We start from the raw sequence: 26,625 nt of genomic DNA on the forward strand, positions 1-26,625 counted from the left end.
GCGCTGCCGCAGGCTGCGATCTTTTGATTTTGCTTTAATTTCAAAGCGAAGATCACAGCCTGCGGCAGCGCCTGCGCGGGTGATGTACATTGCCTGACAACATTCGCCTGGTTCTGGAAATCGTCCTTTGTCCGTTCAAGCCTCCGTGTTCAACACGTCGTACCGCGCCTTTCTGTTCGATATGGACGGAACTGTCCTCAATTCCATCGCTGCCGCCGAGCGGATCTGGACCACCTGGGCCCTGCGCCACGGCGTCGATGTCGAGACCTTCCTGCCGACCATCCACGGCGTTCGCGCCATCGACACTATCACTCGTCTGGCCTTGCCCGGGGTGGACGCCGAGGCTGAAGCCGGGTGGATCACCGAGGCGGAAATCGAGGATGTGGAAGGGATTGTCGAGGTGGCCGGCGCGGCGGGTTTCCTCAAGTCGCTGCCCGCCAATCAATGGGCCATTGTCACCTCCGCACCACGGGCGCTGGCCCTGCGCCGAATGGCGGCGGCAGGCATTCCCGAACCTGGGGTGATGGTCACCGCCGAAGACGTCAGCGCCGGCAAACCCGACCCTGCGGGCTATCGGTTGGCCGCTCGTCGGTTAGGGGTCGAGCCTACCGAGTGCCTGATCTTTGAAGATGCCGCCGTGGGGATTCGTGCGGGCGAAGCGGCGGGTGCCCACGTGATGGTCATCACCGCGACCCATGTTCATCCGCTCCAGACTCCGCATGCGACCCTGGCCAGCTACGACTTGGTCGAGGCCCGTGCGGACGCCGATGACCGAATCTGCCTGTATTCTTTCTGATCGACCGCGTCCCCTGTGGGAGCGGGGCTTGCCCGCGATGGCGTCGGCACAGACAACATAAATCCCTTGGCAGACCGTAGGGGCCCCATCGCGAGCAAGCTCGGCTCCCACAATGATTGATGTGAGTCAGTAAACCCCAGGAATCAACCGCCAAGTCCTGCTGCAATAGGCCTCGTATTCACTGCCAAATTGCGCATGTAACAGCGCTTCCTCGGAGCGAATGCGGGCGATCAACGGTATCAACATCAGCGCCACCAGCAGCAACCCGACACCCGAACGAAAGGCCAGCGCCCAGCCCACGCCATTGATCAGCAGTCCCAGGTAACTGGGGTTGCGCAAGGTCCGATAAATCCCGTCAGTAACCAGACGGTGCCCCGGCTGAATCGCCACCAGGCCGCTGAAGCGTTTACCTAGCACAAACACCGGCCACATCCGCAGTGCGCCGCCGCCAATGAACAACAACGCGCCCAGCCAACGCACGCCCTCGCCACCGAAGGTCCAGAAGTCAATCCGGTCGGTATAGGCTGGCAGATACCCACTCAACAACCCGAGCACCCCGAAAACCGGCAGCACCCAGCGATTCGCCCGGTCTTCACGTTCACCGGAGCTCAGGTTGCCCTCGCTGAACAACGACACGATCGCCATCACCAGGGTTGCCAGCGCAATGACCACCAGCGGCAGGTGCGAGAAAAAAGCTGCCAACCCGCCCAGCCCGAACACCGCGAGCGCGAGGTAGGCAAGGGTACTCACGAGGGTGAAAAAAACGAGTTTGGCCGAGATTTTCATGACTGACTTCGCAAAGGACATAAAACCAGTGTAGGAGATGCCGCAGAGCATCGTGTCATGGCCGGGGCGGTAGCCGTGGGGCTGAGTGAACTAAGCTTTGGATAGGGATGATTCTATCTATTCACTCCCGGGTCGCTGAATATCTCGACGAGCCGGGAGCGCCACAAGGAGCACACGATGCTTCACATCAGAACGCCCCTGATTCTGCACCCTGGCCTGTCAACCCCAGACCGGCGGATCTGGCTCAAGCTGGAAAACCTGCAACCCAGCGGCTCGTTCAAACTGCGCGGCATGGGCCTGCTGTGCAGTCAGGCAGCGGAGCAGGGCAAGCGCAAAGTGGTCTGTCCTTCCGGGGGAAACGCCGGGTTGGCCACCGCCGTGGCCGCTGCCAGCCTTGGGCTGAAAGCCTGCATCGTGGTGCCGAACACTACCCCGGAAACCACCCGCGCCAGGATCAGGAAAACCGGTGCCGAGGTGATCGTCCACGGCAAGGTCTGGGACGAAGCCAATCAACGAGCGAAAGAGCTCGCAAAGGGGGTGGACACCGAATACGTGCCAGCCTTCGATCATCCGGTGTTGTGGGAAGGGCACAGCACGATGGTCGATGAAATCCTCGAGGACTGTCCTCAGGTCGATGTGTTGGTGACGTCGGTGGGCGGCGGAGGTTTGCTGGCGGGCCTGCTCACTGGATTGATCCGTCATCAGCGCATGGATTGTCGAATCGTTGCTTGCGAAACCCAGGGCGCAGCGTCTTTCGCGGCCGCCGTGAGTGCCGGCCATCCGGTCAGATTGCCGCGTATTGATACCGTCGCCACGTCACTTGGCGCTGCGCAAGTGGCGGCCTGGCCGGTGCAGCACATCCTCGACTTTGCGCACGAGTGCGTGGTGCTCAGCGATGATGAGGCGATCATGGGCGTGGTCCGTTACGCCAACGATCTGCGTCAGTTGGTCGAACCGGCGTGCGGCGTTTCATTGGCGGTGGCGTACCTGGACCATCCAGCGATTGCCGAGGCCCATGACGTGGTGATTGTGGTGTGCGGCGGTGTCAGCATCAGCGCGCAATTGGTCGCCGGTTGGTCGCGCTTGTCCGCTGGAGTGCAAGCAACCTAGGGCCCGAACACTATCCGGTGTTGCGGGCCCACGGCTGACTTTTACAGGTTTCAGCGACGGGAGCTTATTGAGCGAGGATTGCTTTGGCCAGGTCCTCGTCGCTTGCCTTGAGGTCAGGATGATTTTGTCGAATTTCCTGCAACACCGACTCCAGGTAAACGCCGCGAATCGTACCGCCACTTGCCACGAAGCTAGAGGCATCATCCCGTGCGGGAATCATGATTTTGTCATCCTTGAACGTCGAGTACAGCGATGCGGAGACCCCGGCCGAGGTGGCGACATCTTTTGCATCTACATCGGCCATGGCCGAACCAACGGGCAAGCAAAGCACTAGTGAAGATATGAGCAACAGACGGCGCATGACGGCGTCCTCCGAAAGCGTAAAGGAAGTAACACATAATTTAGGATGCCTGACGGTGCTCAGGAGTTCCCTGCCGATTCGAGATATGCACAGCCGACCCGTTGCGGGCTCCCACAGGAATTGCGGTGTTCAATCCATTAGGACTTGCCCACTCACCATAGGTGTTCAGGCCATCAGAACCATTGCTTGAAGCGACGGATGTAGAGGGTTTTCATGATCTGCGCGAACACGCAGTAGCTGAGCAAGGTGCCGACCAGCCATGGGAAGTACGCCCAGGGCAGCGGTTGCAGACCGACCAGCGTGCCCAGTGGCGAGAACGGAATGTAGATGCCCAGCACCATCACCAGCCCGGTCATCAGGATCACCGGCAACGCCGCAGTGCTCTGGAAAAACGGGATTTTCTGCGTGCGCAGCATGTGCACCACGAGGGTCTGGGACAGCAGCCCTTCAATGAACCAGCCGGATTGGAACAGGCCCTGCATCTCCACGCTGTTGGCGGCGAACACGTACCACATCACCGCGAAGGTGGTTATATCGAAGACCGACGAGGTCGGCCCGATCCACAGCATGAAACGGCCGATGTTCTTCGCATCCCACTTGCGGGGCTTGCGCAGGAATTCCTTGTCCATCTTGTCCCACGGCAGCGCCAGCTGAGAGACGTCGTACATGAGGTTTTGCAGCAGCAGGTGGATCGACAGCATCGGCAGGAACGGAATGAATGCACTGGCCACCAGTACCGAGAACACGTTGCCGAAGTTGGAGCTGGCGGTCATGTTCAGGTACTTCATGATATTGCCGAAGGTTTCGCGGCCCTTGAGCACGCCTTCTTCGAGCACCATCAGGCTCTTTTCCAGAAGGATGATGTCGGCCGATTCCTTGGCGATGTCGGTGCCGCTGTCCACCGAAATACCGACGTCGGCATCGCGCAGGGCAGGGGCATCGTTGATGCCGTCACCGAGGAAGCCCACGGTGTGACCGTTGGCCTGCAACGCCTTGAGCACCCGGGATTTCTGCAGCGGGGTGAGCTTGGCGAACACCGTGCGTTCCTCGACCTGCGCCTTGAGGGTGGCATCGTCCATCTTCTCGATGTCTTGGCCGAGCAACGGCGTACCGGGTTCCAGACCGACTTCGCGGCAGATCTTGCAGGTCACCACGGCGTTGTCGCCGGTCAGTACTTTGACAGTCACGCCCATATCACGCAGTGCGGCAATCGCCGGGCTGGCGGTTTCCTTCGGTGGATCGAGGAAGGTCAGGAAGCCGCGAATCACCAATTCGCGTTCGTCACTGGTTGCGTACTGGTTTTTCGTCTGTGCCTTCGGGATCTCGCGGGTGGCGACCAACAGCACCCGGAAGCCGTCCTCGTTGTACTCGTTGGCCAGGGCCAGCAGGTCTTTGCGGCGCTGTTCATCGAGCGCGACGACTGCGCCGTTTTCATGGAGGTGGCTGGCGATGGTCAGCATTTCCTCGACCGCGCCTTTGCACACCATCAGGTGATCGTCGCGGGTGTCTTTGACGATGATCGACAGGCGCCGACGCACGAAGTCGAACGGCAGTTCATCGACCTTGCTGTAGGCGAACGGCACGCGGAATGTCGCGTTGCGATTGGCGAACTGCACCACGGCCTGGTCCATCAGGTTTTTCAGGCCGCTCTGGTGATGGCTGTTGAGCCAGGCCAGTTCCAGCAGCGAATCGTCGCGCTGGCCATTGATGTCGACATGGTGCTCAAGAATGATCTTGTCCTGGGTCAGGGTGCCGGTCTTGTCGGTGCACAGTACGTCCATCGAACCGAAGTTCTGGATCGCATTAAGGCGCTTGACCACCACTTTGCGCTTGGCCATGGCCATGGCGCCTTTGGCCAGGTTGGCGCTGACGATCATCGGCAGCATTTCCGGAGTCAGGCCGACCGCCACCGCCAGTGCAAACAGGAACGCATCGCTCCAGTCACCTTTGGAGAAACCGTTGAGCAGGAACACGATCGGCACCATGACCAGCATGAAACGGATCAGCAACCAGCTGACGCTGTTCACCCCGCGGTCGAACGCGGTTTGCACCCGTGAGCCGACAATGGCTTTGGCCAGTGAGCCGAAGTAGGTGCGCGAACCGGTCGCGACCACCACCGCCTTGGCAGTGCCGCTGACCACGTTGGTGCCCATGAAGCATATGTTTTGCAGGTCGAGCAGGTTGGATTGATCGGCTGCGCTGCCGGTCGCTGACTTCTGCGCCACATCCCCAAGCGTGTCGTACTTCTCGACGGGCAAGGCTTCGCCGGTCAGTACGGCCTGACTGATGAACAGGTCGCGGGATTCGATCAGGCGGATGTCCGCCGGGATCATGTCGCCAGCGCTGAGCTGCACGATGTCGCCGGCCACCAGTTCGCGCATGGGTACTTCGCGAAGCATCGGCGGGCGGCCCTTTTGTGGGCGACGCAGAACAGTGGCAGTGGTGCGCACCATGGCCTTGAGGGTTTCGGCGGACTTGGCCGAGCGGTATTCCTGCCAGAACCGCAGCAGGCTGCTCAGGCTGACCATGGTCATGATGATAATGACCTTGGTCAGGTCGGCGTCGTCGCCTTCACCCTGGCTGACCGGCAGCCAGTAGTCGGTGAAGAAGCTGATACCGGCCAAGGTCAGCAGCACGTAGATGAAGGGGTTGTTCAGGGCTTTGAGCAGTTGAACGATGGCGTGAGGCGGCTTGTCGTGGGCGACTTCGTTGTGGCCTCCGCGCGCCAGACGGCCTTCGGCTTCGAGTTCGGTCAAACCGTCAGCGGTGGCGTTGAGGTTGGAGAGGGTTACGGCCAGGCCGTTTTGCGCTTCCCGGGCGGCACGCATCGACAGCTTGGCGTTGTCGCTGGAGGCGCCGCGGGTGGTTTTTTTTGCGGTTTTTACAAGGGTCATTGCTGTGCTCCTGCCGCAGTCTTGCGGCACGACACACAGGTACTCAGCTAATCAAAGACGAGCGCACGTATGTCGAGCCGCAAATAAGCGATCGAGTCGGAAGATTGTGTTTTGATGTTTTAACGTTCGCTGTCCATCAACTAACACGTGACAGGCAGCGAACCGACTACTGGCGTCGTCCATAACTAACTCCAATAAAATTTGTTTTTAACAGGCAGCAGGAAGTTGTCGGATTTCGTTTTAAGTAAACCGTTCAGGAAGGACTTTGAAAGTGCCTTCAAATCAATTGAGAGTGCGTGCCCCGATGTACAGGCCGAGCATCAGGCTCGCCTGCTGGAAGAGGCGCGCGATGCGCCGACTCGGTGGGTCCTGGCTTTCGTCGAAGCTCCAGCGTTGCTGAAGCCGGCCCGTCGTCGGGCAGACGCGCCAGTTGGCATGAGGTTGTGCCTTGGTGTGGACAGAAGGGGCGGAAAACGGGGCGCTGAGCCGAGTCTTCAATAGACGCTCACGGCAAAGCTTGACCCGCATGGTCGATGCAAAGGCGCGTACGCCTGGCATTACAGTGGTTTTGAAGTTCATAACATGCCCCTGGGCCGGACTGATTCCGGTGAGGCAAGTTACGGTGGAGCCTCAGGCTCTAGCGCAGCTCACCCGACCGAAAAGTCGAGTCCCGTCATTGTCTGGGTTATGTGCCAGATTCTGCATATCTGCAGTCATCCGACAGCGACTAGATACTGTGTCCATTGGATTCTTTTATAAGTTGATAAAAGGCCGTTGTTACCGGCCCGGGCAATTTACTGAGCGAGGTGGGTGAAGTCAATCGTAAAAGTGCACTTAATGGCCGGTTAAACGGGGTTCGGTTATTAAAGTGTGTAGTGGTTCAGCTAATTGACAGTTAGTTGTCGTTTTGATGACCGTTGGATGGAACGGACCCTATGTAACTCGTGACGGGATCTTCGTGGTCATGCTGGCGATAATCTCCAGCGTGGCCGATTATCGGAGCGAGGGCTGGCTTGAATGCGTGGAGGGCAGGTGAGCGTCGACATTGAATGCGTGGTGGTCGGGGCCGGTGTGGTCGGGCTGGCGGTGGCCAGGGCCCTGGCGCGGACCGGGCGAGAAGTGATTCTGGTCGAGGCGGACGAGGGGATTGGCGTGGGCATCAGCTCGCGCAACTCGCAAGTGATCCACGCCGGCATCTATTACCCGAACGGCAGTCTCAAGGCGCAATTGTGCGTGGAAGGCAGGCAACGGCTGTATGCCTTCTGCGATGAGCGCGGCGTCGATTACCAGCGTCTCGGCAAGCTGATCGTGGCCACCGATGACCACCAGCGCCATGCCTTGCAGGCATTGCTGGAGCAGGGCCGGCGCAACGGCGTCGATGACCTGCAATGGCTGGATGCCGGGCAGGCGCGGGCGCTTGAGCCGGCGTTGTCCTGCGTTGCCGCGCTTTGGTCGCCGTCCACTGGCATCGTCGATTCCCATGCCCTGATGCTGGCGCTCCAGGCAGATGCTGAAGCGTGCGGTACGTCGATAGCCTTTCACACGCCATTGGAATCGGCCCGTTGCACCGGGCACGGTTTCGAGCTGCACATGGGCGGCGCTCAGCCGATGACGTTGAGCTGTCGTCAGTTGATTAACTGCGCGGGATTGTCCGCGCCTGAAGTGGCGAGCCGGATCGAAGGTTTGCCGGCGCAGCACGTGCCCAAGGCCTGGCTGTGCAAGGGCAGTTACTTCAGTTTCAGTGGCCGGGCGCCGTTCCGGCATCTGGTTTACCCGGCACCGGAAAGCGCCGGGCTGGGCGTGCACATGACCCTGGATTTGGGCGGTCAGGCGCGTTTCGGGCCGGATGTCGAATGGGTCGAGCAAGTCGATTACCGCGTCGATCCCCGCCGTAGCGACAGTTTCTATCAGGCGATCCGGCGTTACTGGCCGGCGTTGCCCGATGACAGCCTGCAACCGGCGTACAGCGGCATTCGCCCGAAAATCAGCGGGCCGAACGATCCGGCCGTCGACTTCGTCATCAGCGGTCCGGATGTGCATGGTGTGCCGGGGTTGGTCAACCTGTTCGGCATCGAATCTCCGGGGCTGACCAGTTGCCTGGCACTGGCCGAGCGGGTGGTGCAACGTCTGATCTTGGTTTAATTCGCGACGAGATCCTGTGTTCGCTATAGGTTTAATGTGGGAGCGGCTACAAGATCGCGTACGGCGTGACCGATGATCAGCGTTTACGATGCTGCCAGCCGCGAGGGCTATTCTTGGCAATGCGCCCATCTTCATGGGAGACCTCAGATGATCAACGTACGCACTGCCCGCATGCTCGCCGATTACAGGCGCTGGGCCGATCAGCGACTCTTCGACAGCCTCATGGCGCTGCCACCGGAAGAGCTCAACCGCAAACGGGTGTCGGTGTTCAGCAACATCATCGGCACCTTGAACCATATCTACGTGGTGGACTGCATTTGGCAAGCCCACCTGGAGGGCCGAGGGCACGACTTCAAAACCTCCCATAACCTGCTCCATACCGAACTCCCCGAGCTGCGAATGGCGCAACAGGAGATCGATCAATGGTTCTGTGGATGGAGCTCGGCCCAGACCGACGAGTCGCTGGATCAACCCATCGAATTCACCTCCGTCGCGGGGGAAAGCGGGGTCATGAGTGCCGGCGCGATGCTGTTGCATGTGGTCAACCACGCCAGTTATCACCGAGGCTGGGTGGTCCAGATGTACGTCGAGATTCCGGCCCTGCCGCCGATCACTGATCTGCCGGTGTTTCTGCGCGAGGTTCCTGGGTACTGAGTCGAGCCCCGCCAACTTCCCGGCCCAAACAAATCTCCTGTGGGAGCGGGCTTGCCCGCGATAGCGGAGTATCAGGCGACATATTTTTCTCTGTCAGGCCGCCATCGCGGGCAAGCCCGCTCCCACATCTATGGTTATGTGTCAGTTCAGGTATTTGGGTCAGGCCTGAGGGATCAAGCTCTGCCGGCAATCGAGTACCAACAACGCGCCACCCAACTCGCTACTGCCCACTTCCAGCGTAAACCCATGCAGGCTGACAATCGCTGCGACGATCGACAACCCCAGCCCGAATCCGCTTTGCGGGTTTGCGCCCTCGGCGCGATAGAAACGCTGAAATACCGCCTCACGTTCGGCCAGCGCGATGCCGGGGCCGGAGTCGAGTACTTCAATCCGCGTATGCCCAGCGTCATTCACCCCACGCAAAATCACCTTGCCACCCGGCGGTGTGAACTTGATCGAGTTGCTCAGTAAATTCGCCACGGCTTCGAACAGCAGCGCCCGGTCGCCGTTGAGTCGGGGCAGGGACTCGGGCAGTTGCAGTTCAAAGGTCAGCTCGCCTTCTTCGGCCAGCGGCAGATAAAAATCATGCAGTTCTTGCAGCAACGGCATCGGGTCCAGTTGCACGAAACCCGAACGGCGCTGGCGATCCTCCAGCTCGGAAATCCGTAGCAAGCCACGAAAGCGTGCCATCAAGGTATCGGCCTCGCCGAGCACCGAATCCAGTTGCACGGCCAGCGTCGAACCGTCATCGGCCTGCTGCTGAATCCGGTACAGCTGCGCCCGCAGGCGCGTCAGTGGTGTGCGCAGGTCATGGGCGATGTTGTCGCACACGCCCTTGACCTCGTTCATCAAGCGCTCGATGCGTTCGAGCATGGCGTTGACGATGGCGGCGAGCATGTCCAGCTCGTCACGGCGGTTGGACAGCGGCAGACGCCGGGTCAGGTCACCGGCGACGATGGCTTCGGCGCTGGCCTGGATCGCCCGGATCCGTCGCAGCGGGCGCCGTCTCAATAAATGCCAGCCGGCGATGCCGGGCAGAATGGTCAGCGACACGCCCCACAGCAGCGCGCGCAGGATGATCCGGGTCACCGCAAACAGCGAACCGTTGTCCCGCACCAGTATCAGCCAACGTCCGTCCAGGGTCCGGGTCGCTACGGCATCGCAACTGTCGGTGGGCAGGGTCGGGTCGTCGGCGTCGACGCAGTCGCTGAGGATGTGAATCTTGCCGTCCAGCGGCAGGCCTTGAGGGATCTGGCGCAAGGGGCCGCTGAGGTAGCGCTGCTGGTCATCGAACAGGCCATAGGCATCGATGCCGCGAATGTCGAAGGTCACGCTGGCGGCGAGGGCGTCCTCCAGTTGCTCGCCCTGGAAGCGAGAAAACAGATGCTGACGTTGCATCAACGAATGCTTGGCCAGGGTGTCCAGGTAGCTGGACACCTCGTAGTACATGACGCCCATGAGAATCCCGCTCCAGGCCACGAACAGCGAACTGTAGAGCGCCAGCAAGCGGCTGCTGGAGGAGCGCCAGCCTTTAGAGGGGTTCAGCAATGACATAACCCGAGCCTCGCACCGTCCGAATCAGTGGGACTTTGCCTGGCGGGTCGATCTTTTTGCGCAGACGGCCGATGTGCACGTCGATCAGGTTGGTGCCAGGGTCGAAGTGATAACCCCAGACCTCTTCGAAAATCATCATCCGCGACAGAATCTGCCCGGTGTTGCGCATCAGAAATTCCAGCAACTTGTACTCGGTGGGCAACAGCGTCAGCAACTGGCTGTCGCGGCTGGCCTCGTGGCTGATCAGGTTCAGCTCCAGATCGGCCACACGCAATGTGGTGGCCTGGGCGGTCACGGTGTTTTGCCGGCGCAGCAAGACTTCGACCCGGGCGGCCATTTCATCGGTGGCGAACGGTTTGGTCAGGTAATCGTCGCCGCCAGCGCGCAAGCCGCGAACCCGTTCATCGACATCGGAGAGGGCGCTGATCATCAGGATCGGCGTGGCCACGCCCATGGTGCGCAGGGTGGTGACAATCGCCAGACCATCGAGCTCCGGCAGCATGCGGTCGAGGGTGATCAGGTCGTAGTCGCCGCTGACTGCACGCTCCAGGCCTTCACGGCCATTGTCGACCCAATCCACGTCGAGGCCGTGGCTACTCAGTTCGGCGACGATTTCCCGGGCGGTCACAGCGTCGTCTTCGATGGTCAAGATGCGGGTCATAGGGCTTGCCTGATTAGGTGTTCAAGACGTTGCGAGGCATTTTGCCAAGAAATGATCGATGGTTTTCTAAATAAAACTTCATGCAGGCACCATTTTGATCAATGCATAAAACCCGCCGATATGGCCGGCGTCTTGCAAACTGCATGACCCTGAGAAGTTCATTGGTTTCAACTAATTGAATTAGAACGATTTATTTGAGTGGGGCGTCTGGCACGTTGACTGCACTTGCTCGTTTGACGAGTTGTAACACCTGCCTGGAGCACTACAACAATGAACAGATCCTCTGATGGTTTTTATCCTGTCGCAGATGAGTTCAGCACGCTCTCGGGCGTGTCCTGGGCCGCTATCTTCGCCGGGGCCGTGGCGGCTGCGGCGTTGTCGCTGATTCTCGTACTGCTTGGTTTTGGTCTGGGTTTTTCGGCGGTGTCGCCGTGGGCCCATGAAGGCGTCAGCGCCAAGAGCCTGGGTATCTCGACGATTATCTGGCTGGCCTTTACCCAGATCGTGGCGTCCGGGCTCGGTGGCTACATCGCCGGTCGCCTGCGGGTGAGGTGGGCCTACCTGCACGGCGATGAGGTCTACTTCCGTGACACGGCCCATGGCTTCCTGGCCTGGTGTATCGCGACGCTGGTGACCGCGACCCTGGTGGTCGGCTCGGTCAGCAACATCGTCAGCGGCGGCGTACAGGCCGGGGCCACGGTCGCCGGCGGTGCCACCAGCGCCATGACCCAGGCTGTCAGCGATGCCGACAGTGATCCGTACGGCTACTTTATCGACAGTCTGTTCCGCGATGATCGCCCGGTTGCTGTCAGCGATGACGCCGCCTACGGCATCGTCACCCGCATCTTCGCGCGCAGCCTGAGCAATGACGGCCAACTAGCGGTCGAGGATCGAGCCTATCTGGCGCAACTGATCGCCCAGCGGACCAACCTCACGCAAGCGGACGCCGAGCGTCGTATCGATGAAGTCTATGCCCGCACCCAAAAAGCCGTGGCAGACGCCAAAATGGCTGCGGAACAGGCGGCCAAAGCCGCTGCCTTGACCGCGTTGTGGATGTTCGTCGCGCTGCTGGCCGGTGCATTTTTTGCCAGCCTTGCCGCGATCTTCGGCGGTCGTCGTCGGGATGCCGTGGAGTATTTGGAAACCGATGCCTACGTGACCACCACCACAACCACGACGCTGCCACCTGTTCGCTAACCCAGGAGAACCATCATGCGCTCTTTATTGCTGTTCTTTCTTGGCGTACCGATCCCGATCATCATTCTGATTGCCTTGCTGACGTGACCCCTTGAGGCACTTGCTTGCGCCGCTTTTATCTCAGATAGAAGCGGCGTTTTGCTTTTCGGATGCCCAAGCAGCGAGAATCGCCCCAGCGGGAGCACATCCGCCCCCACTATTAATGTTGTTTTGCCTGACAGGAGAAATACCTTGGACAAAAAGGAAAGCAAACGGCAACTGGTGGCGATGCTCGAAAGCGGGCGCTCGAAGACCGAAATTTTCAAGACGCTGTCCGGCGGCGAGATCAAGGATCGGGTGCTGGCGTACTGGATCGGTGCCTATGCGGACCCCGCGCTGTGTCAGCGGCACTCCGGCAAGATCAAGACGTTACTTTTTCTGACGATTGCTCAAGCGTTGCTCGGTGCAGTCTTCGGGTTCTTCCTCGGCTCGATGATCGGGCCAGGTGCCACCGTGTTTTTCACCCTGTTTGCCGCAGGGGTGCCGCTGCTGTTCGCCTGGGGTTTTTACAAGAACGTTGCGCAGGCCTACACCATCTACGTGATCCTGTCCCTGAGCCAGTTTCCGCGAATGTTCCAGGGGTTTGAGGAGGATCCGCTGCTGACGCTCATTGGTGCCGCAATCAGTTTGGGCATGGTGTTTTTTGTCGCTTACCTCAAAACGCTGTTGTTCCCGGACCTGGGATTCCTGGGCTCGAAGAAGGTCAAAGGGCGCTACGTGTTTTCCAGCTGATAACCGAAGCCGAGCGCGGGGCGGATCGGTTAGACGTGGTGCTGGAGCCTGACTTGAAGAAAATGGCCTGAGGACGCCATCGCGAGCAGGCTCGCTCCCACAGGGGGTCTGTGTCGGATGCAGAAATATGAGATCGGTGGAGATCAATTGTGGGAGCGAGCCTGCTCGCGATGGGGTCGGTACTGTCGCTGCATCTCTCAATCGATCGGCGTACCGACAAACACCTCAAGTCCCTCGGCATACTCTGTGAACGCGCTGATTCGCGGAAACTGCGTAGCCTGCACCTGATCCGGCACCACCAGGTTGGTAAAACTCCAGGCCACCGCCAGGGTAATCCCGTCCTGCGCAATCGAACCGTCGGTTTTCAACGGCTGTTTTTCCAGCTCCCGCTCCAGCGCCGAATACGCCGCGGCCAGTTGCCCTTCAACCCGTTCCACCCAAGGCGCGTACTGAATCTCCGCGGGCCGCAGGTTGCGTTCGTAGTAAAGCTGCACCGACTTTTCGCACGCTGCCAACGCCAGGCCAGTCAGCCGCAGCGAGCGCAAGCGTTGATCCAGATCGTCGGGTATCAGGCTTTTGCCCGGCGCGGCCAGAGCCTCCAGATAGTCGATGATCAGTGTCGAATCCATCAACACCTCGCCATCATCCAGCACCAGGGTCGGCGCCTTCACCACGGGGTTGATTTGCTGGAACTGCTCGAAGTTTCTGAACACCGAAACCGACTCGTGCTCCAGCGGTATGCCCAGGCATTTGGCGGAAATGGCGACGCGCCGCACGTAGGGCGAATCCAGCATGCCGATCAGTTTCATTGAGCCTCTCCTTCAGACGGTCCTTGGGGGATGGACAACCTTAGCTGAGGTTCAGCGACCTGCAAACGGCCTCGCGCTAATCCTCAAAGGCTAATCCTCAAAGCCTACCTGCTCATGAATCTCATCAACCTTCAATTCCAGTCGATAAGCCACGGCGATAAACAGCGCTTGGCACAGGCACAAGGTCGCACTCAACGAGCGGAAGGCAAACGAGCTGCCTTCGTTGACCAGCAGCACAGTGTTGGCGCGCTTGGCCAAAGGTGAAAGGTTGCTGTCGGTGATGATCAGGGTTTTCGCCTGATTGTGCTGGGCAATACGCAGGCAGTGCTGGGTTTCCTTGCCGTAGGGCGTGAAGCTGATGGCGATCACCAGGTCATTGGCGCGCACGCTGCGCATCTGCTCGCGGTAACTGCCGCCGAGGCCCGACACCAGGTGGATGCGCTTGTTGGTGTGTTGCAGGTTGTAGACCAGGTAATCGGCCACCGCGAATGAGCGGCGCACCCCGACCACATAGATGTTGTCGGCATTCACCACCAGGTCCACGGCCTTGTCGAAGGCCTGGTCATCGAGTTCCAGCCCCAGCCGCTCGATGCCCGACAGGGTGGCGTTGATGCACTCGCGCGCCAGATCGCCGCCGCTGGCTTTCTGCGACTTGTTGGCGATCATGCTGCGGATGCGTTGCTGGTAGTTCTGCACCGGCGTGGTTTTGTGGGTGTAGGCCTCACGGAACAGCGCCTGCATTTCGCTGAAACCGCTGAACCCGAAACGCTGGGAAAACCGCACGATGGCCGACGGGTGCACTTCGCATTCGCGGGCGATGTCGCTGATGCGGTCGACCATGATCCGGTCGCTCTGCTGGCTCATGTAGCTGGCGATGCGTTTGAGCTGGCGCGGCAGGCTTTCGTATTCATCGGTGATCAGCTGCAACAAACGCTCGGCATTGATCGGAGGGCTGGCGAGATCGCTGTCGGGCGTGCTCTCGGTCGTAGCCGGCTGATCGGTGCGGGACATAAGGAATCCTTCTGGCTTGTTCTTATAGAGATGACAGGCGGGTCATCCCCTGACAATAGGTTGGCTGTGCGCAGTCTACAGGGTAGGCCGGAATAAAATCTTGAGCTTGCGGCCATCATCGGGTCTGCTGAAACGATGCACTGTGTCTGGAGCGCTTGTGTTGAAGTTTATTGGAAAAAATATTCCACGTAAAAAATATTTAGAATAATTATTGATTGTTCGGTCCCGGTCGTTTTAGTCTGCATCCACCAAGAGTGTTCGGCGCCTTCATCGCCCCGAACGCAGGCTGATAAAAATAACAGGAGCCAGCATGGGCCAGACTCGTTTTGCCAGTGGGCGTCAATTGGATCTGATTTGCCTGGGGCGCCTAGGCGTCGACCTCTATGCGCAGCAAGTCGGGGCGCGGCTGGAGGATGTGAGCAGTTTCGCCAAATACCTCGGCGGTTCGTCCGCCAACATCGCCTTCGGTACCGCGCGGCTGGGCCTGAAGTCGGCGATGCTGAGCCGGGTAGGGGACGACCACATGGGCCGCTTCCTCGTTGAATCCCTGACCCGCGAAGGCTGCGACGTCAGCGGCATCAAGGTCGATCCGGAACGCCTGACCGCCATGGTCCTGCTGGGCCTCAAGGACCGCGAAACCTTTCCCCTGGTGTTCTACCGCGAAAATTGCGCCGACATGGCGTTGCGCGCCGAAGACATCAGCGAAGCCTTCATCGCCTCCAGCAAAGCCTTGCTGATCACCGGCACCCATTTCTCCACCGACGGCGTCTACAAGGCGAGCATCCAGGCGCTGGACTACGCCGAGAAGCACAACGTCAAACGGGTGCTGGACATCGATTACCGCCCGGTGCTCTGGGGCCTGGCCGGCAAGGCGGACGGCGAAACCCGGTTCGTCGCCGATCAGAACGTCAGCCAGCACGTGCAGAAAATCCTCCCGCGGTTCGACCTGATCGTCGGCACTGAAGAAGAGTTTTTGATTGCCGGTGGTTCCGAGGATTTGCTCACCGCATTGCGCAACGTCCGGCAACTGAGCGCGGCGACGTTGGTGGTCAAGCTCGGCCCGCAAGGCTGCACGGTGATTCATGGGGTGATTCCGGCGCGTCTCGAAGACGGCGCTATCTATCCCGGCGTGCGCGTCGAAGTGCTGAATGTGCTGGGGGCCGGCGACGCCTTCATGTCGGGTTTCCTCAGCGGCTGGCTGGAGGACGCCAGCGACGAGCGCTGCTGCCAGTTGGCCAATGCCTGCGGTGGGCTGGTGGTGTCGCGCCATGCCTGCGCCCCGGCGATGCCGACCCGCGCCGAACTCGATTACCTGTTCAACAGCCCGGTGCCGATCACCCGGCCGGATCAGGACGCCGTGTTGCAGCGACTGCATCAGGTCAGCGTGCCGCGTAAACAGTGGAAGCAGCTGTTCATCTTCGCTTTCGATCATCGCGGGCAATTGGTGGAGCTGGCCCATAAGGGCGGGCGCGACCTGAGCAGCATTGGCGAACTCAAACAACTCTTTATCAAAGCCGTGGAACGGGTCGAAGCGGATTTGCGTGAGCAGGGCGTCGATGCCGATGTCGGCTTGCTGGCCGATCAACGTTTTGGTCAGGACTCGCTGAACGCCGCCACTGGTCGCGGCTGGTGGGTGGCACGTCCGGTGGAAGTGCAGGGTTCGCGGCCATTGGCGTTCGAGCACGGGCGCTCGATCGGCAGCAACCTGATCGCCTGGCCGCAAGAACAGATCATCAAATGCCTGGTGCAATTTCATCCCGACGACGAGCCGCTGCTGCGTCTGGAGCAGGAAGCGCAGATCAAGGGCTTGTATCAGGCCTCCCAGGTCAGCGGGCATGAACTACTGCTGGAGATCATTCCGCCCAAGGATCACTCGTCAACCCACCCCGACGTGCTGTATCGCGCGCTCAAACGCCTCTACAACCTGGGCATCTACCCGGCGTGGTGGAAGATCGAAGCGCAAAGCGCCGAGGAATGGAAACAACTCGACGAACTGATTCAGGAACGCGATCCGTATTGCCGTGGTGTCGTGCTGTTGGGCTTGAATGCCCCGGCGGCGGCGTTGGCCGAAGGGTTTCAGCAAGCCAGCCAGAGCCATACCTGCCGCGGGTTTGCCGTGGGCCGGACGATTTTCCAGGAACCGAGCCGCGCGTGGATGGCCGGTGAAATCGACGACGAAACGCTGATCCGCCAGGTGCAGGGCACGTTCGTCGAGCTGATCGACGCCTGGCGCACGGCCCGGGCTTGATGAAACACCGCAATACCTGTGGGAGCGGGCTTGCCCGCGATGACGGCGGCACATTCAACATCAATGTGACAGCTAGATCGCAATCGCGGGCAAGTCGAATCGTCGCACCGCCACTCCCACAGGGTTTTGTGTCGCTCTTACTGGTTATGTAAAACAATAAAAGGTGCAGCCATGCCCGCTATCCGAATTGGCATCAACCCGATCTCCTGGAGCAACGACGACCTGCCGTCCCTCGGTGGCGAGACGCCGTTGAGCACCGCCCTCAGCGAAGGCAAGGACATCGGTTACGAAGGTTTCGAACTCAACGGTAAATTCCCCAAGGATGCCAAAGGCGTCGGCGACGTGCTGCGGCCCTACGATCTGGCGCTGGTGTCCGGCTGGTATTCCAGCCGTCTGGCCCGCCGTTCCGTGGCCGAGGAAATCGACGCCATCGCCAGCCATGTCGAGCTGCTGGCGAAGAACGGCGCCAAGGTGCTGGTCTATGGCGAAGTCGCTGACTCGATTCAAGGCCAGCGCATTCCGCTGGTAGAACGCCCGCGTTTCCACACCGAGCAAGCCTGGCAGGAATACGCTGACAAACTCACCGAACTGGCGCGTTTCACCCTGTCCCAAGGCGTGCGCCTGGCCTATCACCATCACATGGGCGCCTACGTCGAATCCCCGGCCGACATCGACAAACTGATGGCGCTGACCGGCAGCGAAGTCGGCCTGCTGTTCGATTCGGGCCACTGCTACATGGGCGGTGGCGAACCGTTGCAGGTGCTGCGCAAACACATCGAACGCATCTGCCACGTGCATTTCAAGGACGTGCGCAAACCGGTGGTGCAACTGGCGCGCAACAACCTGTGGAGCTTCCCGGACTGCATCATCAACGGCACCTTCACTGTGCCCGGCGATGGCGATATTGATTTCGGCGCCTTGCTCGACGTCCTGCTGGGCGCCGATTACCACGGCTGGTTGGTGGTGGAAGCCGAGCAGGATCCAGCGGTGGCACCGAGTTACGTTTACGCCAAAAAAGGCTACGACACCCTGCGTGCACTGCTCAACGAGAGGACCGCGCGATGAGCCTGTTGGTCAAAAGCAACGCCCGCGGCCGGACCATGGTCGAGTTGGGGCAGGGTGAGCTGGAATACGTCGGTTTCGCCGCTTACCGCCTGAGCCTCGGCGAAACCCTGCCGGTCAGCGCGGGCGACAAGGAATTGTGTCTGGTGCTGCTCAGCGGTCGGGTCGGCATCAAGGGTGAAGCACCGGGGCAGGGCGCATTCGACTGGGACAACATCGGCGATCGTCAGTCGGTGTTCGAAGACAAATCGCCGTTCGCCGTGTATTTGCCACCCGGCAGCCAGGCCCAGGTGGTGGCGTTGAGCGACGTGCAAATCGCCGTGTGCGCGGCGCCCGGTTCCACCGCCGAAAACCTCGTCCCAAGGCTGATCAAACCCGACAGCATGAAACGCAGCGTGCGCGGCAAGGGTGCCAACACCCGATATGTCTGCGACATTTTGCCGGACACCGAGCCCGCCCATTCGCTGCTGGTGGTGGAAGTGCGTACGCCGTCCGGTCACTCGTCGAGCTACCCACCGCACAAGCACGACACCGACGATCTGCCGCACCAGAGCTTTCTCGAAGAAACCTATTACCACCAGATCAACCCGCCCCAGGGCTTCGTGTTCCAGCGGGTCTACACCGACGATCGCAGTATCGATCAGGCCATGGCGGTGGAAAACAGCGATCTGGTTGTGGTGCCCAAGGGTTATCACCCGGTCAGCGTGCCCTACGGCTATGAGTCGTATTATCTGAACGTGATGGCCGGCCCGAAACGCGTCTGGCAGTTCCATAACGATCCGCAGCACAGCTGGCTTCTGGATCTCTGAATTACAACGCCTGAATTCCAATATTCGAACGGAGAACAAGAACAATGAGCGACGCCCCGGTCATAGGCCATTACATCGACGGTCAGGTGCAGGACAGCGGTAGCGAGCGGTTCAGCAATGTCTTCAACCCGGCCACCGGCAGCGTTCAGGCGCGGGTCGGGTTGGCCAGCCAGAAGACTGTGGACGACGCCGTTGCTTCGGCCCTGAAAGCGTTCCCGGCCTGGTCCGAGCAATCGTCCCTGCGCCGTTCGCGGGTGATGTTCAAGTTCAAGGAACTGCTCGACCGTCATCACAACGAACTGGCGGAAATCATCAGCCGCGAACACGGCAAGGTGTTCTCGGACGCGAAGGGCGAAGTAACGCGCGGCATCGAAATCGTCGAGTACGCCTGCGGTGCGCCGAACCTGCTGAAAACCGATTTCAGCGACAACATCGGTGGTGGCATCGACAACTGGAACCTGCGCCAGCCGTTGGGCGTGTGTGCCGGGGTTACCCCGTTCAACTTCCCGGTGATGGTGCCGTTGTGGATGATCCCGCTGGCGTTGGTCACCGGTAACTGCTTCATCCTCAAGCCGTCCGAGCGCGATCCATCCGCCAGTTTGCTGATGGCCCGTTTGCTCACCGAAGCCGGGTTGCCGGACGGTGTGTTCAACGTGATCCAGGGTGACAAGGCCGCGGTCGACGGCTTGCTGCAACACCCGGACATCGAGGCGATTTCCTTTGTCGGCTCGACGCCGATTGCCGAGTACATCCACCAGCAAGCGACCTCGCGCGGCAAGCGTGTGCAGGCACTGGGCGGTGCGAAGAACCACATGATCGTCATGCCCGATGCCGATCTGGATCAAGCGGCGGATGCGCTGATCGGCGCAGCGTATGGCTCGGCTGGCGAGCGCTGCATGGCGATTTCGATTGCCGTGGCCGTCGGTGATGTCGGCGACCAGTTGATTGCCAAACTGCTGCCGCGCATCGATCAACTGAAAGTCGGCAACGGCATGCAGGGCGACAGCGACATGGGGCCGCTGGTGACCGCCGAACACAAGGCCAAGGTCGAGGGCTTTATCAGCGAAGGCGTGGCCCAGGGTGCGCAACTGATTGTCGACGGACGCAACTTCAAGGTGCCGGGGGCCGAGAACGGCTTCTTCGTCGGCGCGACGCTGTTCGATAACGTCACCACCGAGATGAGCATCTACCAGCAGGAGATTTTCGGCCCGGTGCTGGGCATCGTGCGGGTGCCGGACTTCGCCAGCGCCGTGGCGTTGATCAACGCCCATGAATTCGGCAACGGCGTGTCGTGTTTCACCAGCGACGGCGGCATTGCTCGCTCGTTTGCCCGCAACATCAAGGTCGGGATGGTCGGCATCAACGTGCCGATTCCAGTGCCCATGGCCTGGCACTCGTTCGGCGGCTGGAAACGTTCGTTGTTCGGTGATCATCACGCCTACGGTGAAGAAGGCATCCGCTTCTACAGCCGCTACAAAAGCGTGATGCAGCGTTGGCCCGACAGCATCGCCAAGGGCCCTGAATTCAGCATGCCGACAGCCAAATAATTCACTTGTGCGGAGAACAACAAAAAATGAGCAAACCCCTGCGTTTCGCCCTGAACCGTATGGTCGCCCCACGTTTGTCCCTGCCCGCGTTCATCGAATTGGCGGTGACCCTCAAGGCCGACGCCATCGAGATTCGCAATGACCTCAAAGGCGTCGAGATCGAGGACGGCACCGCGCCCGAACACGTCCGTGAACTGTGCGCGGCCAAAGGCATCACCGTGCTGTCGATCAACGCGCTGTATCCGTTCGATGTCTGGAATGACGAGCGCCGCGCACACGCGCTGAAGCTTGCCGCTTATGCCCGCGATTGCGGCGCGCAGGGTTTGGTCATGTGCCCGCTGAACGACCGCGCCGATCCGCGTACCGAGGCGCAGCGTGCGTCCGGCCTGCGCACGGCGTTAAGTGAACTGGCGCCGATCCTGCGTGATCACGGCATCCTCGGTTTTATCGAGCCGCTGGGTTTCGAAGAGTGTTCGCTGCGGCGCAAACGCACCGCGGTCGATGCAATCAAGGCCATCGGTGGGCTGGATGTGTTCCGTCTGGTGCATGACACCTTTCACCATCACCTGGCCAGCGAACATGAATTCTTCCCCGAGCTGACCGGGCTGGTGCACATCTCCGGCGTCGAAGATGCCGAGGCGCCGCTGACGACCATTCGTGACGGCCATCGGGTGCTGGTGGGCGAGGGCGACATCCTCGGCAACGCGGCGCAGATCGAAACCTTGCTCGCTACCGGCTATAGCGGCTACCTGTCGTTCGAACCGTTCGCCGACAGCGTCCATGGCCTGGCGGATATCCAGACGGCGATTGGCGCGAGCATGGATCACCTGCAGAAGTCCCTGGGTTAATGGAGAACCCTGTGGGAGCGGGCTTGCCCGCGATGGCGGCAGCATATTCAACATTGATGTGTCAGGTAGATCGCTATCGCGGGCAAGTCGGATCGCCGCACCGCCGCTCCCACAGTGGATTGCATTCCACAGCACACACCGGATTTAGCTTCAAAGGAAGGTGCAAGCATGACCACAACAAGACTGACCATGGCCCAGGCCCTGGTGAAATTCCTCGATAACCAGTACATCGAGGTCGATGGGGTTCAGAGCAAATTCGTCGCCGGGATCTTTACCATTTTCGGCCACGGCAATGTGCTGGGTCTGGGGCAGGCCCTGGAACAGGACAGCGGCGACCTGATCGTCCATCAGGGCCGCAACGAACAAGGCATGGCCCATGCCGCCATCGGTTTTGCCAAGCAACACCTGCGGCGCAAGATCTATGCCTGTTCTTCATCGGTGGGCCCGGGTGCGGCGAACATGCTCACCGCTGCCGCGACGGCCACCGCCAACCGCATCCCTTTGCTGCTGTTGCCCGGCGACGTTTATGCGTGTCGTCAACCGGACCCGGTGCTGCAACAGATCGAGCAATTCCACGATCTGAGCATCAGCACCAACGATGCGTTCAAGGCCGTGAGCAAGTACTGGGACCGGATCAACCGTCCCGAGCAGCTGATGACCGCGGCGATCCACGCCATGCGCGTGCTCACCGACCCCGCCGAAACCGGCGCCGTGACCCTGGCCCTGCCGCAAGACGTGCAGGCCGAGGCTTACGACTATCCTGATTATTTCCTGCAAAAACGCGTGCATCGCATTGAGCGCCGACCGGCCACCGAAGCGATGCTCGGCGATGCCGTGGCCCTGTTCAAAGGCAAGCGCAAACCGCTGATCATCTGCGGCGGTGGGGTCAAATACTCCGGCGCCAATGCCGCGCTGCAGGCGTTCGCCGAGCGCTTCGATATTCCCTTCGCCGAAACCCAGGCCGGCAAGAGCGCGGTGGTGTCCAGCCACCCGCTGAACGTCGGCGGGATCGGCGAAACCGGTTGCCTGGCGGCGAATCTGTTGGCCAAGGATGCTGATTTGATCATCGGCGTCGGCACTCGCTACAGCGATTTCACCACCGCGTCGAAATCCTTGTTCAAACACCCGGATGTGCAATTTCTCAATCTCAATATCAGCCCCTGCGATGCCCTGAAACTCGACGGCGTGCAGCTGCTGGCGGACGCCAAAACCGGTTTGCAGGCACTGGCCGAAGCGCTGGGTGATTACCGCTCGAGCTGGGGCGATCAGCCCCGTCAGGCCAAGGCGCAACTGGATGAGGAAGTCGATCGCATTTATCAGGTCGAATACCAGGCGAAAGATTTCGTCCCGGAAATCAACGATCACCTGGACCCGGCGGTACTGCGCGAGTTCATCGAGCTGACCGGTTCCTGCCTGACCCAAAGCCGTGTGCTTGGCGTGCTAAACGAAACACTGGCCGATGACGCCGTGATCGTCGCCGCCGCCGGCAGTTTGCCCGGTGACCTGCAGCGCAGCTGGCGCAGCAAGGGCGTGAACACTTACCACGTCGAGTACGGTTATTCGTGCATGGGTTACGAGGTGAACGCAGCACTGGGCGTGAAGCTCGCCGAGCCTGAGCGTGAGGTCTATGCGCTGGTGGGCGACGGCTCCTACATGATGCTGCACTCGGAACTGGCGACCTCGATCCAGGAGCGGCGCAAGATCAACGTGGTGTTGCTGGACAACATGACCTTCGGCTGCATCAACAACCTGCAAATGGAACACGGCATGAACAGCTTCGGCACCGAGTTCCGTTTCCGTAATCCGGAAACCGGCAAGCTCGATGGCGGCTTCGTGCCGGTGGATTTCGCCATGAGCGCGGCGGCTTACGGCTGCAAGACTTACAAAGTGAACACCGTTGAGGAGTTGCAAGCTGCGTTGGCGGATGCGCGGTTGCAGACCGTGTCGACGCTGATCGATATCAAGGTTTTGCCCAAGACGATGATTCACAAATACCTGTCGTGGTGGCGGGTCGGCGTGGCGCAAGTCTCCACCAGCGCGCGCACCGACGCAGTGGCCAAGACCCTCAACGAACGACTGGCCAAGGCCCGTCAATACTGATTGCCCCAAACGAACAACAAATCTGGGAGTCTTTAAATGTCTTTGAAGCTTGGAGTTATTGGCACCGGGGCCATCGGCCAGGACCATATCCGCCGTTGCAGCCAGACCTTGCTCAACAGCCAGGTCGTCGCAGTCACCGACATCAATTTGCAGCAAGCGGTCAAGGTCGTTGCAGATTTGAAGCTGACCGCCGAGGTCTATCCCGACGGCCACGCGTTGATCAAGGCACCGGAAGTCGAAGCGATCCTCGTGACCTCCTGGGGCCCGAGCCACGAAGAATTCGTGCTGGCAGCGATTGCGGCGGGCAAACCGGTGTTCTGCGAGAAGCCGCTGGCGGTCACTGCCGAGGGCTGCCGCAAAATCGTCGAGGCTGAAGTGGCCCATGGCAAACGGCTGGTGCAGGTGGGTTTCATGCGCCCGTACGATGAAGGGTATCGGGCGTTGAAAGCCGTGATCGACAGCGGCCAGATCGGCGAGCCGTTGATGCTGCATTGCGCTCACCGCAACCCGACCGTGGGTGAAAACTACAAGACTGACATGGCGATCACCGACACCTTGATCCATGAGCTGGACGTGTTGCGTTGGTTGCTCGACGACGACTATGTGTCGGTGCAAGTGGTGTTCCCGCGCAAGACCAGCAAGGCCCACGCCCATTTGAAAGATCCGCAGATCGTGCTGCTGGAAACCGCCAAGGGCACGCGCATCGACGTGGAAGTGTTCGTCAACTGCCAGTACGGCTACGACATCCAGTGCGAAGTGGTGGGGGAGACGGGGATCGCCAAACTGCCGGAGCCGTCGCAGGTTCAGTTGCGCAGCGGGGCGAAGCTGTCCAATGCGATTCTGATGGACTGGAAGGACCGGTTCATCGCCGCGTACGACGTCGAGTTGCAGGCGTTCATCGATGGCGTGCGCGCCGGGCAGGTCGGCGGGCCGTCGGCGTGGGATGGTTACGCGGCGGCAGTGGCGGCTGATGCCTGCATCGAAGCACAAAGCAGCGGCCAAATCGTAAAAGTCGGCCTGCCAGACCGCCCCCGCTTCTACGGCTAAACCCATCCCCCTGTGGGAGCGAGGCTTGCCCGCGAAGGCGGACGTTCAGCCGACATCAATGTTGAATGTACCGACGCCTTCGCGGGCAAGCCTCGCTCCCACAGGATGGGTGTCTGGGTTCAGACCCTGGTTAAGGAGAACAAAAAAAATGCGCATCGCACTAGACCCCTACATGTACCGCAACCTGTCCCTGGGCAAGATGGTCGACAAGGTCGCCGAGCTCGGTTACGAACACATCGAGCTGTCGCCCCGGGAAGATTTCCTGCCGTTCTATAAAGCCCCCCGGGTCGACAAGGCGCGGATCAAGGAATTTCGCAAAGCCCTGAGCGACACCGGGGTCAAACTCTCTTCTTTATTACCGATGTACCACTGGGCCGCTGCCGATGAAGGCCTGCGCGTGGCTGCCGTGCGTAACTGGAAGCGCGCGATCCAGATTGCCGTGGAGATGGACTGCGAGCTGGTCAACACCGAGTTCACCGGCCAGTCGGACAACCCGCTGGTGTGCGAGAACCAGTTCATGCGCTCCATGGATGAGTTGATCCCCGAGTTCGAACGCGAAGGCATCAAGCTCGACATCCAGGCCCACCCTTACGATTTCTGCGAGCACAATAACGAGTCGGTGGACATCATCCGCGGTCTGGACCGGGACTGGATCAACTACCTCTACGCCGCGCCACACACGTTTTTCTATGATGACGGTGTCGGTGATATCGCCTCGATGCTCAAGTATGCCGGCTCAAAGCTGAACCACCTGATCATCGCCGACACCTACAACCACAAGGCTTCCTCGGGCTTGCGCTACATCGTCAACCCGCCGGGCGTCACCGCCACCGTGCACCAGCATCTGGACATCGGCCAGGGCGAGGTCGACTGGGAAGCGTTTTTCGGCACTTTGCGCGAGATCAAGTTCGATGGCATCGCTACCGTCTCGGTATTCGCCTGGGAAGACCGGCCGGACGAGTCCAACCGCATGATGCTCGAACGCGTCAAAAGCGAACTCTGCCGCTGACCGACCTACACAAAACCTGTAGCCGATCGTTCCCACGCTCCGCGTGGGAATGCATCCCGTGACGCTCTGCGTCACAAAGCGGACGCAGAGCGTCCATGGCGGCATTCCCACGCAGAGCGTGGGAACGATCATATAAGGAGAATACTTTCATGCGTATCGGACTTGTCGGTTACGGCCATGGCGGCCGGTTTTTTCATGCTCCGCTGATCAGCAGTCTGCCGGCGGCGACCTTCGTGGGCGTGGTCACCCGTTCTGCCGAGCGCCGACACCTGCTGGCGGCGGAACATCCCGGCGTGCCGGCCTTCGACAGCATCGGCCAACTGGTCGAAGCCGGGGTCGATGTGCTGGTGATCTCCACGCCGCTCAAAGGTCGTCCGGCGCTGGTGCTCGACGCCATCGAACACAATGTGGCGGTGGTCAGCGACAAGCCGTTCGCCGCCGATATGCAACAGGCACAAACCCTGATCACCATGGCCGAGCGTCAGGGCGTGCATCTGAGCGTCTACCAGAACCGGCGCTGGGATTCGGATTTTCTCACCGTGCGCAAACTCATTGAGTCCGGTGCGCTGGGCCAGGTCACCCGTTTCGAATCGCGGATTGAGCGCTATTCGCCACAGTCGGTGAACAACGGCAGCGGCGGCGGCTTCCTGCGCGATCTGGGCAGCCATCTGGTGGATCAGGCGCTCCTGTTGTTCGGCCCCGTCACCCGGGTTTACGCCGAACTGGATTACCTCGAAAAAGGCCAGCCCTTCGACAATGGCTTCTTTATGTCCCTGACCCATGCCAATGGCGTGATCTCGCACCTGGGCGGCAGTTGCCTGCAAAACACCCCCGGCCCGCGCTTTCGCGTGACCGGCACCCAGGGCTGCTACAGCGTCGACGGTCTGGACGGGCAGGAGGCGTCGACCCTGGCCGGGCTTACGCCCAAATCCGAAGGCGAGCGCTGGGGCGTCGAAGAGCACCGGCGCTGGGGCTGGTTCGAGCAGGGCGAGGTGCGTGAGCGGGTGCCATCCGAGCGTGGCTGCTGGAACCAGTTCTATTTGCAGCTACAAACCGCGTTACAGAGCGGTGGCCCACTGCCGGTCGACGCCCGTGATGCACTGGCGACCACCCGCGTGCTAGACGCTGCGCGGCTCAGCTCTGAGCGCCATCAAGTGGTGGCATTGATCCCGTTCGAGGGCCATGGAATAAAATCAGAATAAAATTCTA

23 protein-coding genes are annotated in these 26,625 nt (G+C 60.4%); 15 read left to right on the forward strand and 8 right to left on the reverse strand.

The window, feature by feature from the left end; all coding sequences use genetic code 11:
• The first annotated feature begins 127 nt into the window (after nucleotides 1-127).
• Nucleotides 128-796 (forward strand): HAD-IA family hydrolase, encoded by a 669-nt coding sequence (locus PSH88_RS12425; protein ID WP_305426453.1) that lies wholly within the window; start codon nucleotides 128-130, stop codon nucleotides 794-796.
• A gap of 126 nt (nucleotides 797-922) precedes the next feature.
• On the opposite strand, the gene PSH88_RS12430 is transcribed toward PSH88_RS12425, so the two are convergent.
• Nucleotides 923-1,582, reverse strand: coding sequence for a methyltransferase family protein (locus tag PSH88_RS12430; RefSeq protein ID WP_305426454.1), 660 nt, complete (start codon nucleotides 1,580-1,582; stop codon nucleotides 923-925).
• A 177-nt stretch (nucleotides 1,583-1,759) separates the two neighbouring features.
• Here PSH88_RS12430 and PSH88_RS12435 point away from each other — a divergent pair, with 177 nt between their 5' ends.
• Entirely contained in the window at nucleotides 1,760-2,692 is a 933-nt protein-coding gene (locus PSH88_RS12435) for a pyridoxal-phosphate dependent enzyme (protein ID WP_305426455.1), read from the forward strand.
• A 64-nt stretch (nucleotides 2,693-2,756) separates the two neighbouring features.
• Here PSH88_RS12435 and PSH88_RS12440 read toward each other — a convergent pair whose 3' ends face one another.
• The 3 genes from PSH88_RS12440 to PSH88_RS12450 form a co-directional block, all read right to left on the reverse strand.
• Nucleotides 2,757-3,053 carry a DUF2388 domain-containing protein gene (locus tag PSH88_RS12440; protein ID WP_305426456.1) on the reverse strand — a complete coding sequence of 99 codons (297 nt, stop codon included), beginning with the start codon at nucleotides 3,051-3,053 and terminating at the stop codon, nucleotides 2,757-2,759.
• A 173-nt stretch (nucleotides 3,054-3,226) separates the two neighbouring features.
• On the reverse strand, nucleotides 3,227-5,947 hold the full coding sequence (mgtA, locus tag PSH88_RS12445; protein ID WP_305426457.1) for a magnesium-translocating P-type ATPase: 2,721 nt from the start codon (nucleotides 5,945-5,947) through the stop codon (nucleotides 3,227-3,229).
• A 282-nt stretch (nucleotides 5,948-6,229) separates the two neighbouring features.
• Complete coding sequence (locus PSH88_RS12450; RefSeq protein ID WP_305426458.1) at nucleotides 6,230-6,526, reverse strand: hypothetical protein; 297 nt, start codon at nucleotides 6,524-6,526, stop codon at nucleotides 6,230-6,232.
• Nucleotides 6,527-6,979: 453 nt separating this feature from the next.
• On the opposite strand from PSH88_RS12450, the gene PSH88_RS12455 reads away from it, so the two are divergent.
• A complete protein-coding gene (locus PSH88_RS12455) occupies nucleotides 6,980-8,089 on the forward strand; it encodes an NAD(P)/FAD-dependent oxidoreductase (RefSeq protein ID WP_305426459.1) in 1,110 nt (369 codons plus the stop codon).
• A 147-nt stretch (nucleotides 8,090-8,236) separates the two neighbouring features.
• Entirely contained in the window at nucleotides 8,237-8,743 is a 507-nt protein-coding gene (locus PSH88_RS12460) for a DinB family protein (protein ID WP_305426460.1), read from the forward strand.
• 159 nt (nucleotides 8,744-8,902) lie between these two features.
• Here PSH88_RS12460 and PSH88_RS12465 read toward each other — a convergent pair whose 3' ends face one another.
• Entirely contained in the window at nucleotides 8,903-10,297 is a 1,395-nt protein-coding gene (locus PSH88_RS12465) for a sensor histidine kinase (protein ID WP_305426461.1), read from the reverse strand.
• Entirely contained in the window at nucleotides 10,275-10,958 is a 684-nt protein-coding gene (locus tag PSH88_RS12470; RefSeq protein WP_052966859.1) for a response regulator transcription factor, read from the reverse strand. The genes PSH88_RS12465 and PSH88_RS12470 overlap by 23 nt, the downstream gene beginning before the upstream one ends.
• A 270-nt stretch (nucleotides 10,959-11,228) precedes the next feature.
• Between PSH88_RS12470 and PSH88_RS12475 the strand changes: the two genes are divergently transcribed.
• Nucleotides 11,229-12,155, forward strand: coding sequence for a hypothetical protein (locus tag PSH88_RS12475; RefSeq protein WP_305426462.1), 927 nt, complete (start codon nucleotides 11,229-11,231; stop codon nucleotides 12,153-12,155).
• Nucleotides 12,156-12,386: 231 nt separating this feature from the next.
• Nucleotides 12,387-12,926 (forward strand): hypothetical protein, encoded by a 540-nt coding sequence (locus PSH88_RS12480; protein ID WP_305426463.1) that lies wholly within the window; start codon nucleotides 12,387-12,389, stop codon nucleotides 12,924-12,926.
• 197 nt (nucleotides 12,927-13,123) lie between these two features.
• Here the strand turns inward: PSH88_RS12480 and PSH88_RS12485 are convergent, their stop codons facing one another.
• Both PSH88_RS12485 and PSH88_RS12490 read right to left on the reverse strand, forming a co-directional pair.
• Nucleotides 13,124-13,735, reverse strand: a complete 612-nt coding sequence (locus tag PSH88_RS12485) for a glutathione S-transferase (RefSeq protein WP_305426464.1) — start codon at nucleotides 13,733-13,735, stop codon at nucleotides 13,124-13,126.
• A gap of 90 nt (nucleotides 13,736-13,825) precedes the next feature.
• A complete protein-coding gene (locus PSH88_RS12490; RefSeq protein WP_052966863.1) occupies nucleotides 13,826-14,746 on the reverse strand; it encodes a MurR/RpiR family transcriptional regulator in 921 nt (306 codons plus the stop codon).
• Nucleotides 14,747-15,056: 310 nt separating this feature from the next.
• On the opposite strand from PSH88_RS12490, the gene PSH88_RS12495 reads away from it, so the two are divergent.
• The 9 genes from PSH88_RS12495 to PSH88_RS12535 all read left to right on the forward strand — a co-directional run bounded on the left by PSH88_RS12495 (nucleotide 15,057) and on the right by PSH88_RS12535 (nucleotide 26,618).
• Nucleotides 15,057-16,994 carry a bifunctional 5-dehydro-2-deoxygluconokinase/5-dehydro-2-deoxyphosphogluconate aldolase gene (locus PSH88_RS12495; protein WP_305426465.1) on the forward strand — a complete coding sequence of 646 codons (1,938 nt, stop codon included), beginning with the start codon at nucleotides 15,057-15,059 and terminating at the stop codon, nucleotides 16,992-16,994.
• A 171-nt stretch (nucleotides 16,995-17,165) separates the two neighbouring features.
• Nucleotides 17,166-18,059 (forward strand): myo-inosose-2 dehydratase, encoded by an 894-nt coding sequence (gene iolE, locus PSH88_RS12500; RefSeq protein WP_305426466.1) that lies wholly within the window; start codon nucleotides 17,166-17,168, stop codon nucleotides 18,057-18,059.
• The gene (gene iolB / locus PSH88_RS12505; protein ID WP_064617026.1) at nucleotides 18,056-18,865 is read left to right on the forward strand and encodes a 5-deoxy-glucuronate isomerase; all 810 of its coding nucleotides are present in this window, start codon (nucleotides 18,056-18,058) and stop codon (nucleotides 18,863-18,865) included. Before iolE ends, iolB begins: the two co-directional genes overlap by 4 nt.
• A 44-nt stretch (nucleotides 18,866-18,909) precedes the next feature.
• Nucleotides 18,910-20,412 carry a CoA-acylating methylmalonate-semialdehyde dehydrogenase gene (locus PSH88_RS12510; RefSeq protein ID WP_305426467.1) on the forward strand — a complete coding sequence of 501 codons (1,503 nt, stop codon included), beginning with the start codon at nucleotides 18,910-18,912 and terminating at the stop codon, nucleotides 20,410-20,412.
• A gap of 26 nt (nucleotides 20,413-20,438) precedes the next feature.
• Nucleotides 20,439-21,260 carry a TIM barrel protein gene (locus PSH88_RS12515; protein WP_305426468.1) on the forward strand — a complete coding sequence of 274 codons (822 nt, stop codon included), beginning with the start codon at nucleotides 20,439-20,441 and terminating at the stop codon, nucleotides 21,258-21,260.
• Nucleotides 21,261-21,428: 168 nt separating this feature from the next.
• The gene (gene iolD, locus PSH88_RS12520) at nucleotides 21,429-23,360 is read left to right on the forward strand and encodes a 3D-(3,5/4)-trihydroxycyclohexane-1,2-dione acylhydrolase (decyclizing) (protein ID WP_305426469.1); all 1,932 of its coding nucleotides are present in this window, start codon (nucleotides 21,429-21,431) and stop codon (nucleotides 23,358-23,360) included.
• Between the two features lie 36 nt (nucleotides 23,361-23,396).
• On the forward strand, nucleotides 23,397-24,407 hold the full coding sequence (gene iolG / locus PSH88_RS12525; RefSeq protein WP_305426470.1) for a bifunctional inositol 2-dehydrogenase/D-chiro-inositol 1-dehydrogenase: 1,011 nt from the start codon (nucleotides 23,397-23,399) through the stop codon (nucleotides 24,405-24,407).
• Nucleotides 24,408-24,555: 148 nt separating this feature from the next.
• Nucleotides 24,556-25,416 carry a sugar phosphate isomerase/epimerase family protein gene (locus tag PSH88_RS12530; protein WP_305426471.1) on the forward strand — a complete coding sequence of 287 codons (861 nt, stop codon included), beginning with the start codon at nucleotides 24,556-24,558 and terminating at the stop codon, nucleotides 25,414-25,416.
• Nucleotides 25,417-25,565: 149 nt separating this feature from the next.
• Nucleotides 25,566-26,618, forward strand: a complete 1,053-nt coding sequence (locus PSH88_RS12535; protein WP_305426472.1) for a Gfo/Idh/MocA family protein — start codon at nucleotides 25,566-25,568, stop codon at nucleotides 26,616-26,618.
• The last annotated feature ends 7 nt before the right edge of the window (nucleotides 26,619-26,625 follow it).

It is taken from the genome of Pseudomonas wuhanensis (assembly GCF_030687395.1).
Taxonomy (GTDB): domain Bacteria; phylum Pseudomonadota; class Gammaproteobacteria; order Pseudomonadales; family Pseudomonadaceae; genus Aquipseudomonas; species Aquipseudomonas wuhanensis.